General features: G+C 57.1%; 14 protein-coding genes. 12 read left to right on the top strand and 2 right to left on the bottom strand.

All coding sequences use genetic code 11. The features are described 5' to 3' along the window. Together ACIREA_RS17290 and ACIREA_RS17285 are read right to left on the bottom strand one after the other, a co-directional pair. On the bottom strand, positions 1–1174 hold a 1174-nt coding region (locus tag ACIREA_RS17290; protein WP_397383564.1), incomplete at its 3' end, for a hypothetical protein. Positions 1175–1278: 104 nt separating this feature from the next. After that, positions 1279–1536: a hypothetical protein gene (locus ACIREA_RS17285; RefSeq protein ID WP_397383563.1), complete on the bottom strand. Its 258-nt coding sequence runs from the start codon at positions 1534–1536 to the stop codon at positions 1279–1281. A 189-nt stretch (positions 1537–1725) separates the two neighbouring features. Here ACIREA_RS17285 and ACIREA_RS17280 point away from each other — a divergent pair, with 189 nt between their 5' ends. The 12 genes from ACIREA_RS17280 to ACIREA_RS17225 all read left to right on the top strand — a co-directional run. Beyond that, positions 1726–2745 carry a hypothetical protein gene (locus tag ACIREA_RS17280; protein WP_397383562.1) on the top strand — a complete coding sequence of 340 codons (1020 nt, stop codon included), beginning with the start codon at positions 1726–1728 and terminating at the stop codon, positions 2743–2745. A 46-nt stretch (positions 2746–2791) separates the two neighbouring features. Then, positions 2792–3361, top strand: coding sequence for a hypothetical protein (locus ACIREA_RS17275; RefSeq protein ID WP_397383561.1), 570 nt, complete (start codon positions 2792–2794; stop codon positions 3359–3361). Positions 3362–3373: 12 nt separating this feature from the next. Beyond that, entirely contained in the window at positions 3374–4108 is a 735-nt protein-coding gene (locus ACIREA_RS17270) for a TlyA family RNA methyltransferase (RefSeq protein WP_397383560.1), read from the top strand. A gap of 149 nt (positions 4109–4257) precedes the next feature. Then, positions 4258–4683, top strand: a complete 426-nt coding sequence (locus ACIREA_RS17265; protein ID WP_397383559.1) for a type II secretion system protein — start codon at positions 4258–4260, stop codon at positions 4681–4683. Positions 4684–4719: 36 nt separating this feature from the next. Continuing rightward, complete coding sequence (locus ACIREA_RS17260; RefSeq protein WP_397383558.1) at positions 4720–5268, top strand: hypothetical protein; 549 nt, start codon at positions 4720–4722, stop codon at positions 5266–5268. A gap of 39 nt (positions 5269–5307) precedes the next feature. Then, positions 5308–5799 carry a LysM peptidoglycan-binding domain-containing protein gene (locus ACIREA_RS17255; RefSeq protein ID WP_397383557.1) on the top strand — a complete coding sequence of 164 codons (492 nt, stop codon included), beginning with the start codon at positions 5308–5310 and terminating at the stop codon, positions 5797–5799. Positions 5800–5804: 5 nt separating this feature from the next. Beyond that, the gene (locus ACIREA_RS17250) at positions 5805–6011 is read left to right on the top strand and encodes a hypothetical protein (RefSeq protein ID WP_397383556.1); all 207 of its coding nucleotides are present in this window, start codon (positions 5805–5807) and stop codon (positions 6009–6011) included. Next, positions 5948–6424, top strand: a complete 477-nt coding sequence (locus ACIREA_RS17245; RefSeq protein WP_397383565.1) for an N-acetylmuramoyl-L-alanine amidase — start codon at positions 5948–5950, stop codon at positions 6422–6424. Before ACIREA_RS17250 ends, ACIREA_RS17245 begins: the two co-directional genes overlap by 64 nt. 98 nt (positions 6425–6522) lie before the next feature. Next, complete coding sequence (locus ACIREA_RS17240; protein ID WP_397383555.1) at positions 6523–7533, top strand: polyprenyl synthetase family protein; 1011 nt, start codon at positions 6523–6525, stop codon at positions 7531–7533. 37 nt (positions 7534–7570) lie between these two features. Next, on the top strand, positions 7571–8266 hold the full coding sequence (radC, locus tag ACIREA_RS17235) for a DNA repair protein RadC (protein WP_397383554.1): 696 nt from the start codon (positions 7571–7573) through the stop codon (positions 8264–8266). Between the two features lie 110 nt (positions 8267–8376). Beyond that, complete coding sequence (locus ACIREA_RS17230) at positions 8377–9129, top strand: RNA polymerase sigma factor (RefSeq protein WP_397383553.1); 753 nt, start codon at positions 8377–8379, stop codon at positions 9127–9129. 40 nt (positions 9130–9169) lie between these two features. Next, on the top strand, positions 9170–10718 hold a 1549-nt coding region (locus tag ACIREA_RS17225; RefSeq protein WP_397383552.1), incomplete at its 3' end, for a serine/threonine-protein kinase.

Here is a 10718-nt window from a genome sequence, read left to right as displayed (position 1 = left end):
CAATGAAGCAGCTGGCTGAGAGGATGGTAATGCCGCAGACGATGGCGAAAGTGTCGAAGGACATGACCTTGATCATCGCGAAAGCCAGGGAAGGGGCGATGAGGCCGCGCACGCCGGTGAGAAAGGTATGTACACTCATGTACTCGGCGACGGCGTGTTTGTCGGCGAGCTTGGTGACCCACAGCGCCCAGGTGACATTGCCACCCGCATTGGCCATGCCCCACAAGGCCATGCCAAAGGTCCACCAGAAGAGGCTATGTCCAAGGAAGAAACACAGGATGCCAGCGGCAAAGAAGACGTTCAGCACCGCACGCACAGTGAAGAGGTGGAAGCGGTCATAGACCAGTCCCCAGGGATAGGAAAACACGACGCGAGCGAGCACCGGCACCACCCCGGTGATCCATGCGACATTGAACTCGCTCAAGTTGATGCCGTGGCGTGGGTTCGCGAGGTATTCGACGAAAAGGCATGCGGCAGCGAGATTGCCGATGCCCATCATCATCCAGGAGATGAGCAGCGTGCGGAAATCGCGGTCCTCCCGCACCCAGCGCATGGAACTCCAGAGGCTGGTGCTGGAATTTTCCGGTGCTTCCCACGCGGTGACTGGCAGTCCATAGGTCCAGAAGCCTGAAATGAAGCCGCTGGCGGCGAAGGCCCACAACAGACAGGTGTAGTTCGCAATGTCCCAGCCGAGAAGTTTACCGCCCACAAAGCCGAAGCACACCGCCGCCGCCGCCCGTGTGACCCCAGTGACCGCATACAGCTTGCCGCGTTTTTCGGCAGGGTAATTGATGCGATAGATCTGCGTCAGCAAAGGGATCTGCATGGTCAGGCAGAACAAGCCCAGGCTCAGACCGCCAATATAAAGCAGAGGGTTGTGTGGAAACGCCGCTGAAACAGCCATGCAGCCACCACCCAGCAACTGCACTTTGGCCGCTGTGCGCGCGATGGTGCTTTTGGCCCGCAGCAGAAGTGGAACAACAAACAAGCTGGCCACCATGCCACCACTGGTGGCGCTGAGGAAGACGGACTTTGCCACATCGCTCATGTGAAACACCCGCACGGCGATGAGCATGCCGAAGGTGGCTGTCAGGGTGTCGATGACCCCTGAGGGGATCGAGCGCCACAGTTCGTTGCGCAAGGTCCGGGAGGTGATGGCATCGGCTTCTGTCACGCGGGCTATTCGCATGAACAAAGATGCGCGTCCAGCACAGAGGCTGGGCGCGCATCAGACAAGAGATCGCAAGCAGGCAAGACGCTGCACGCCTCGCTCCCGCATCACGCGGCTTTCTTGGATTTCTTTGCAGCTGGGGCCTTGGCCGCAGGAGTCTTTTCAGCGGTCTTCTTGACCAGTTTTGGAGCAGGCATCGGGACGACGGTCAGCCATTCCTGATAATGAACCCAGCTGTCGCTGCCTTCATCACGGAGATAGTCGGTTGCAGTGAGGAGTCCGCGCTTCTGGAAATCGAGGATTTCTTTTTTGGCGAAGGGGCCAAATTCAACGAAGGCGCGACTGAGATAAACGAGGTCTTTCATGGTATGTTTTTACTGGTGTTTAGGTTTTGGGGAACTGGGCCGTAACATCACATGAGCTGTGGAACAAGCATCAATCTTGCCACAGTTCCACAAAAAATGGGGCACGCCAAACTAGGACTAATTTTTGCTTTATTAGAGGCATGTCTGCTTGCGACACCCCCCACTGGCCTCTAGTTTATATGACAATTAATGATTATTTGCCTCGAATCGTCCATCCTTGGCGGGTACCTTTCCAACGAAGTGCCCGGCTTGGTTACAGGTGTGTTTCACCTCGCAGGTCAGAATCAGCCCGTACGAGTTGAATTGGTGGGTAATTTTCTGCGCGATATTGCCGGTTGCCGGGTGGACTTTCACAATCCGCTTCCAAATGCCAATGAGGACCACGTGGATGCCATCTCGGCCATGCAGTATGGATACAGTGGTTTGATGACAGCCTCCTCTCGCGTGCTGAAACTCCCGCGCCGAAGGTCACAATCTGGCACGGTCTGTACTTTGCCTGAGCCGCCCGGGCTGAAAAACCTGCTGTTTTTTGAGTGGTTCAATCAGGATCACCAGCGCATCCTTATTCAGTCCTGGCATTTGCAGATGCGTGTCTCGTCACCCCGCTGGCAGCTGACAAAGGAAGAAGAGGCCGCCTTGCTGCGACAGAACCGTGCCCGGCGGAAGCATTTCCTGCTGGGGACCAGCCGCAATTCAAAATCCGCCGACGCTTTGCACAGTCCCGGTTTTGACGACCCTTTTCAACCCGCCAAACCCGGAAGCGATCCATTCGCCTCAATCAAGGGTGATCCAACTGTTGAACCGCCCCGCCAAACCCCCGCAAAAGGGCAGGGGAGCACTGGTCTAAATCCCGTGGCGCGTTCTGCGGCGCTGGCCAAGGAACTGCGGCGCTTTCAAAGCCTGCTCGTCTTCAATGAGGAGGTGCGCACCCGTCCGGCGGTCTTGCGTCTGCTGTCCACAGTGGCGGATCTGGCTGCGCATCTCATCCATGTCCTGCGTCAGTTTGCCCAGGCGGAAAAGGATCAATGGCAGTTTTTGGTGGTCGATCTTGAACAAAGTCTGCCCCTGTTTGCGGCGGCCTTGAATGCGACGGACAAGCTGGTGCAGCAGCATCCCCAAGGAGCCGACATGGAGTGGCTGGCCGGCGTGCAGGCCAGCCTGCTCAACATCGAACTGCGCATGCGCGAACTGCTGGGACTGCTTCGGTGAAGTGAGAGGGGGTTGATCCGCGAGGAGCTTGCGTCTAGCATGCGGCATGCGTCTCTCTCACTATGCTCTGGCTCTCACGATCATTCTGCTCGCCATCACCGGCTATCTGGCCTGGGAGGCACAGGAGGAGGCCAAGGGAGCGCGTAAAGAACTCGAACTGGTGCGCAGGCAGCAGGCAGCCCACGAGATGGCCATGCCGACAAAACCTGACACGGTGACAGCTTTGCCGCCACCGCCGGAAGTGCCGGCGACCTCCGTGCCGCCTCTGGCCGGAAGCAACCTGATGCCAGGAACCCCGGCCACGTATGCCTCACCTGCAGCAGCAGCCGCACCTTTGACAGATCTGCAAAAGCAGCTTTTGGGCATGCCGGCCTTCGCCAAGGTGATTGAAGTTCACAACGACCAGGGCTTCGCTGTGATCAGTGCCGGAAAAGACAAACAACTGGCCGGTGGAATGAAATTCGATGTGCGACGCGGCAATGGACTGGTAGGCCGCGTGATCGTGGGTGAAACCATCGAAGCGGCGGAAGCAGTCGTGGACATCGACAATACGGCCTCGCTTCCTGGAGTTCGCATTGAAGCAGGCGACGAGTTGATTCTGCCGATTCGGAAATAACGATCATCCTAGATGCCCCGCGAACGTCTTGATCTCGCCTTGCTGAAGCTCGGCATTGTGCCTTCACGTGAACAGGCAAAACGGCTGATCATGGCGGGTGAGGTCAGTGTCATGGGCAAGCGCATCACCCATCCGGGCTGGTTGGTTGCGGAGCTCCAGCAGATCGTCGTTCGTGAGCGTCCCAAATTTGTCAGCCGTGGTGGGTTGAAGCTTGAAGGTGCGCTGGTGCATTTCGGCATTGATGTGACCGGCATGACAGCGCTAGACGTGGGCGCCTCCACGGGGGGATTCACCGATTGTCTGCTGCAGCGCGGCGCTGTGAAGGTCTTCGCCTTCGATGTCGGCACCAATCAGCTTGCCTGGAAGCTGCGTAGTGATCCACGGGTGGTGTCACGGGAACAGTTCAATCTTCGGCATATGCGCCGGGAAGATATAGGCCAGGAGGTGGATATCCTGGTGGCTGACCTCTCCTTCATTTCCCTTACCCTGGTCCTGCCTGCGGTGCTGCAGGCTCTGCGTTCGGGTGGTCAGGCCTTGGTTTTGATCAAGCCTCAGTTTGAGCTCTCACGCGAGGAGATTGGCAAGGGCGGAATTGTGCGTGAACCAGAACTGCATGCCAAAGCCTGTTCGCGAATTGAAGAGTTTGTGAAGTCGCAGCCTGAACTGGAATGGCGTGGTTTGATTGAGTCCTCCATTCAAGGAACGGAAGGCAATCGCGAGTTTTTGGCTTGGTTTGGCAAACAGTGATCCACGTGGTGGGTTTTCAAATGAATGTCGGTGTGTCTTGGTATTATCAAATATGAGACGCTCGTATGACTCTTTTACTGAAATTTGACAATTTAAGGTTGCATCTTTGCAATAATTATCACAATTTACCATCATAGATACAAGCAGCCATGAAAAACCACGCGCACAAATCCCAGCAATGCCGAGCTTGTTCGGCATTCAGTCTTTTTGAGGTCTTGATGTTTATCGCCATTATTGGAGTAATGGTTGGAATGGTGGTGCCGATGCTAGGCCAAAATGATGCCGCCTACGCAGCGCGTGATCGCCGTAATGCTCAGGAGCTGTGCTCTACTTGTATGATGGCGCAGGCAGCAGATCTGAACTTTGTGCAGGATGAGAGTGTGATTGATACCGTGCGTGCCATTGTGCGCGGTGGCATGTCGGTGCGCGGGGCGATGCGTGGCCGGATCTTTGTGGTTCCAGGCCTCAGTGATGAAGACATCCAAGGGGCCGCGAAATACCTTCGGGTGCAAGATGGTCAACTGTTGTACACGACAACAGCAGCGGCATCTCCACCTGCAGATCAGCACTTGTAATCAATACGGCAGCAGGATCGGAATCACGATTCTGCCTTGAGCGAAAACGGTCGGTGGCGCAAACCTGCCAGGGTACAAGGTCGGATGGTTTTGTCACAAGCTGAGCAATATGCAGTCTTGATTTGCCACGTGTTTTACCTTGCCTGCGGCCATCGTTTCCACCAGCATGCGGGCTTCATGAATTCTGCATTCGTCAAAAAGAACTGGTATTTCTTCACCCCGGCCGTGATCATCCTTATTCCGGCGCTCATGGTTGTTTTTTGCACCGTCAAATACGGCTATTCCGTCCCTGATTCCATCAATGCGGTGTTCCATATCGGCTCCACAGGCACGCGCTACTCCATGGGGTTTTCAGAAAGAAATTTCTCGCTGGTGAGGCCCGGCATGGATGGCAGAACTGTTTATAGCACGATCAGAAACCCCATGGAAGGCAATGACCCCAGTGCTGATGTTGCCAACTGGCGCTACAGTCTTCCAGCTAGCGGGGCAGGGTATTATCATGAGCGCACCATTGTTTTCGTGAAGGATAAAAATGGCGTCCCCCGGGTCAAACAGCGCATCAGTCGTTTTCATGCGGCGAATTGATTCCTGCACGAAACAGGCGAAAATGACGCATACTCTAGCATGAACCATTGTACGCCATTGCTGCTCAAAGTTTGTTGGGTCTTACCGCTGCTATTGCTGGCAGCGTGTGAAAATTCTGGACACATCAAGGGGCTGCCCAAAGACCTGCCGGTCATCAATCTGCATGGGTCGCCGGACACGCCGCCACACAGTTTGGGGCATGCGGATTATCCCTTCGCGGCCAACGGTGATTACAAAAGTGACTGGGCTGCCGAGGGCGGGCAGGGGGCTGGCATGGACTACTCTTCCTGGCGTTCCTCTCATGGAGGCTCCTCCTCCCGCAGTTCCTCCAAGAAAAAATCCTCCTCCAAATCCGGCGGCAAGAGTTCCGGAAGCAAGAGCTCCCACAAAGGCGGCTCATACACCATCAAGAGCGGTGACAACCTCGGGGCAATCGCTCGCAGGAACGGCACTACGGTGGCGAAACTCAAGGCTGCAAACGGGCTGTCTTCCGACAAGATCCGAGCGGGCAGAACGCTTAAAATTCCCTAGCGGTTGTGTTTTCTCACCCCTCACGCATCGCTGCTTGCTGTCTGGCGCTGTTCGTGGGAGGTGCGGCGGCTGTCGTGGCAGAGGAGCGGCTGCGTTTTTCCACGGTGGTGATTGATGCAGGCCATGGCGGCAAAGACGGTGGCTCCGTCTGGAATGGGTTGGTCGAAAAAAGCTCTGCCTCGATGTCGCGAAGCGTGTCGAAACAGCGCTGAAATCAAGAGGCCTAAAGACCGTCATGACGCGGCGCACGGACACCTTTGTGGAACTTGAACAGCGGGCGCGGATCGCCAATCGCGTCCCCTCGTCAGTCTTTGTCAGCATTCATTTTAATGGCAGCCGCAAAACCATCATCTCGGGCGGGGAGGTGTATTATAGCAGTTCGCGCGGCAAATGGCTCGCTTCAGCCATCAGCCGTTCGATCAAAAGCCGGGTCGCTGGCGGCACTCGCGGCATTTTTTACGGCAATTACAAGGTGCTGCGCGAGACCGAGATGCCTGCCGTGCTCGTAGAATGCGGCTATCTCAGCAACAAGCGTGAGGCCTTGCGCTGCGCAGATACGGCTCACCGCCAGAAACTTGCAGATGCGATTGTCGGCGGACTTCTGGCCGCCCGACGAAAAGAGTGAAGCCCGGCTTTCATTTCTTTTGAAAGTTCACTTTTGCGAGGCATCTGCACGGCATTTGACGAACCCCCTGCCGTGGTGGATGGAATGAGGTAGATTCCATGTCAGCCCCAGCCCTCAGCGCCAGCAACCCTGTTTTTCCGTTTCACCTCGTGCGGGCAGACTTGGAACGCGTGGAAACGGCCATCCTCGAACAAGCACGTGCGTTTGATCCCGGTGTCGAAGGTTATGTGAGTTATGTCTGTAAAACTTCGGGGAAGCGCATCCGCCCTGCTTTGGCCGTGCTCGCCGGAGGTGCCACGGGTGGTACGAATGAAGGGCACACGCGCCTCTCCGTCATTCTCGAGCTCGTCCACATCGCTTCCCTAGTTCATGACGACATCATGGACGGTGCGGACATTCGCCGCGCCCAGCCCACCGCCGTCGCCAAATGGGGCAGCAGTCTCAGCGTCCTGCTGGGGGACAGCCTCTTCGCCTACGCGCTTGAGCTCGCCACCGAGTTTGAAGACACGCATGTCTGCCGAACCATCGCTCGTGCCTCGCGTGATGTCTGCACTGGGGAAATCCTGCAAACCCAGCGCCGTTTTGATTTCAATCTCTCCGTCACCGATTATCTCAAGATGATCGAGATGAAGACCGCCGCGCTCTTCGCCGCCGCCAGTGAACTTGGCGCCCGTCTCAACCAGCAGCCCGACTCCGTGCAGGCGGCATTGAAAGACTACGGCCTCAAACTCGGCACCGCCTACCAGATCTACGACGACTGCCTCGACATCGTCGGCGATGAAAAAACCGTGGGCAAAACGCTCCGTACCGACCTCGCTCGTGGCAAGCTCACGCTGCCCATCCTGTATCTCCTCGAAGGAGCCACCGATGCGCAGAAGCAAAAGCTTAACCGCATGCTGCTCAAAGGTGAGCCCATGGACACCACCATTCTCGCTGGCATCGCCGACTACGAAGGAGCCGTCGAGCGCGCCGTCAAGTTCGCGCAAAACATGCTTCTCGACGCCCGTGCTGATTTGGTCTGCCTCAATGCCTCGCCGCACAAACAGGCGCTAGAAGACATTGTCGGTTATCTGCACAGCCTCCTGGACCAGTGCCGGGCGCTTCATTGAAATTTCTTTTTTAAGTCGTGTGAAGTGACGCCGATTCATGAGTCGAATCCACGACATCCCTGAAAATGACCGTCCGCGTGAGCGTCTGCTCCGTCTCGGCCCTCAGGCACTCTCAGATGCAGAGCTCCTGGCTCTCTTCATCAACACCGGCACCAAGGGTGAAAATGCCCTTCAGATCGGGCAGCGCATCCTGCGAGATTACAAATCCTTGCGTGACCTCTCCCGCCTGGAGCCTGCCATCTTGAGAAAAATCAAAGCCCTTGGTCCTGCGAAAACCGCCTTGCTCGCCGCTGCTTTTGAGCTTGGCCGCCGCTCCGCACAGGAGCCATCGCATACGGAGGTCATCCTCGATCGTCCGCAGCGCATCTACGACTACATCGGCCCCGAGATGCAGGCCCTCGGTCACGAGTCAGTCCGCATCATTTTGCTCAACACCAAGCTCGCCGTCATGCGCAGTGAGGAGGCTTTCAAAGGCAGCTTGAACGAATGCGTTGCTCATCCACGGGATCTGCTGCGGAAGGTGCTCATCCATAACGCCTACGCCTTCATCCTCGTTCACAATCACCCTTCCGGGGATCCCACCCCGAGCGAGGCCGATCGCCGCATCACCCGCCGTCTCCGTGAAGCCTCCGAAGCCACCGGGCTTTTTCTCCAGGACCACCTCATCATTGGCACTCCTGCTGAATCACGCCCGCTGCCTTACTTTAGCTTCAAGGAGCATGGGATGCTGTAAACGGAGCGGTTTGCTCTGCTGTTCATAGGGGGTAAACGAATCTCAGGTGGTCTTTCGTGCCTCTGTGAACAGCCTGATTTCCACAACACCCTTGATGCAAGGTGTAACTTTTGATTCAACATCTCCAAGGTACTCACAAGTCCCCCATGCAACACTCTCAAGTTTTCGGCAGTTTCATGCCAACTCGTTGGACCTTGGTGCTGCGTGCGAATGCCTCGTCCCCTGAGGGCAGGGCGGCGCTGAGTGATCTATGTGCGGCGTATTACCAGCCCGTCTTCGTCTTCTTGCGGCGCACGGGATTTGACCCGGACACGGCTCGTGACCACACGCATTCGTTTTTCGCGCATTTGTTGCAGCGTGGATTCGCCGGACCCGATCCGGAACGAGGAAGATTCCGCAGTTATCTACTCGGCGCGGTGAAATACTTCGTCATCGGATTGCAGAATCATGCGTGCAGGGAAAAGCGTGGCGGTGGCATGGTGCATGAATCCCTGGATGCCGGTGCGGAAGATTCTCCGCCTCTTATGATCGACGATCGCTCGGCTATACCGATGGCAGAGGCGTTTGATCGAGAATGGGCCGTCGCGGTGATGAATCGTGCGGTGGCCGCGCTTGCAGCAGAACACCGGGGCGGCCGGTCTGTTCAGTTCGAAGTATTGCAACCGTGGTTGATGGGTGACGATGCGGCGTCCCATGCAGAGACTGCGAAAAAGCTGGGCATGAGTGAAGGCGCCGTGAAGGTGGCGGTGCATCGCCTGCGCAAACGATTCCGTGAACTGCTGCGGCAGGAGATCGCGCTAACGCTCGATGACGAATCTGAAGTCGAGGACGAACTGCGCTACCTCTGTTCCGTGCATGGTTGATTTGCTGTAACCTTCCATCCGTAGTCTCCAAGAAACAGGCATGACCACGATCCCATCGAACACCTGCCCTCAGTGCGGCGTGCTGATCCCGGAGGATTCCGTCCATGGACTTTGTCCGCGCTGCGTCTTTGCCAAGGCGCTGGCTCCCACGGCCGATGGCGGCTTTGTTTCCTATGTGCCGCCGAGTTTGGAGTCCGTGCGTGCCGCCTTTCCGCATCTGGAAATCACCGTTCTCATTGGCAGTGGTGGCATGGGGGCGGTGTTCAAAGCCCGCCAGCCACAGCTCGACCGTTTCGTGGCGCTGAAGATTCTGCCTGCCGAACTTGCCGGCCAGCCCGGTTTCTCCGAGCGGTTTCAGCGTGAGGCACAGGCTTTGGCAAGGCTCAGCCATCCTCACATCGTCACTGTGCATGATTTTGGGCGGGCTGGAGACTTTTACTTCTTGCTGATGGAGTTCATCGATGGCGTAAACCTGCGTCAACTCCTGCGAACAAAGCGCCTCACGCCCAAGGAGGCGCTTAGTATCGTCCCCCCCATCTGTGAAGCGTTGCAATGTGCGCATGACCACGGCATCGTCCATCGCGACATCAAGCCTGAGAACCTGCTCATCGACAAGGCTGGTACGGTGAAGATTGCCGACTTCGGCATCGCGAAAATTGTCGATGGCAGCGACGCGCTCCGCTGTGTCGATGATGGGAAAGCCGGTGAATCAACGGACGGGAAGAGCCCCGCTCCCAGCATGCCTTTCGGCACCCCCGACTACGCCGCCCCGGAGCAGGCCAGCGGTTCCGCCGATCATCGCGCCGATATCTACTCACTCGGTGTCGTGCTTTACGAGATGCTCACCGGCGAGCGCCCCACCGACAAATTCGAAGCACCGTCGAAGCGGGTGCAGGTGGATGTCCGCATTGATGAGATTGTGCTGCGTGCGTTGGAAAAATCGCCCGAGCTGCGCTTCGCCACCGCGGCGGAGTTTCGCACCAGTGTCGAAAGCCTGGAACATCCGTTGCCTCAAGTTAAACCGCTTTCGCAAGGAGGTGCCGGCCTGTGGTTGCGAGCGGTCGGTGTATTCGTGGTTCTGTTCGTTTCATTGTCTGTCGTGCTTGCAGCTATCCAGTACAACTCTCCGCTAGGAACCAACGAACTGCTGGCCCTGGTGGCGTTGAGCCTGGGAATCGCCTGGTGGACGCTTCGGCGACGAGAGCCAGCGCTGAAAGCGATGTGGGCACTTGGCGTGATCGCCGGCCTGATCTGGGTGGCATCAAAGATGGAGCTGGCTTCCAGTCAAAACTTGGGTCGCAGTCCGGCCAAGATCGTGAATGCAAATCGCCCGTCGGCACCGACTCCTGACCGCGAATTGCAACGTGCTGTGGTCGCGAAACCAAAAACCGACAAGCAGCCAAACGAGGTTCCATTCAAAGGCGAGCCCAAGCTGTGCTACATCGCCTGGATGCCCAAGGATGAGAGCGGCTGGCAACTACGCACACCGGGAGGTGAAGCAGTGACTGCGCCGGGCGACATTCCCGTGAGCGACTGGGAATGGTGGAAGAAAGGACTGCTGGAAAATGGCACTGCGTCCAAGATCAGCG

Origin of the sequence: Prosthecobacter sp., from assembly GCF_044373815.1 — a bacterium.
Classification (GTDB): domain Bacteria; phylum Verrucomicrobiota; class Verrucomicrobiia; order Verrucomicrobiales; family Verrucomicrobiaceae; genus Prosthecobacter.
The sequence above is the reverse complement of the archived record's forward strand: the minus strand, read 5'-3'. Positions and strand labels throughout refer to the sequence as shown.

What these genes read in the sequence shown, in the direction of transcription:
- ACIREA_RS17285 (WP_397383563.1), bottom strand. Translation starts at nt 1,536, where the DNA reads ATGAAAGACCTCGTTTATCTCAGTCGCGCCTTCGTTGAATTTGGCCCC.
- ACIREA_RS17280 (WP_397383562.1), top strand. Translation starts at nt 1,726, where the DNA reads ATGATTATTTGCCTCGAATCGTCCATCCTTGGCGGGTACCTTTCCAAC.
- ACIREA_RS17275 (WP_397383561.1), top strand. Translation starts at nt 2,792, where the DNA reads ATGCGTCTCTCTCACTATGCTCTGGCTCTCACGATCATTCTGCTCGCC.
- ACIREA_RS17270 (WP_397383560.1), top strand. Translation starts at nt 3,374, where the DNA reads ATGCCCCGCGAACGTCTTGATCTCGCCTTGCTGAAGCTCGGCATTGTG.
- ACIREA_RS17265 (WP_397383559.1), top strand. Translation starts at nt 4,258, where the DNA reads ATGAAAAACCACGCGCACAAATCCCAGCAATGCCGAGCTTGTTCGGCA.
- ACIREA_RS17255 (WP_397383557.1), top strand. Translation starts at nt 5,308, where the DNA reads ATGAACCATTGTACGCCATTGCTGCTCAAAGTTTGTTGGGTCTTACCG.
- ACIREA_RS17240 (WP_397383555.1), top strand. Translation starts at nt 6,523, where the DNA reads ATGTCAGCCCCAGCCCTCAGCGCCAGCAACCCTGTTTTTCCGTTTCAC.
- radC (WP_397383554.1), top strand. Translation starts at nt 7,571, where the DNA reads ATGAGTCGAATCCACGACATCCCTGAAAATGACCGTCCGCGTGAGCGT.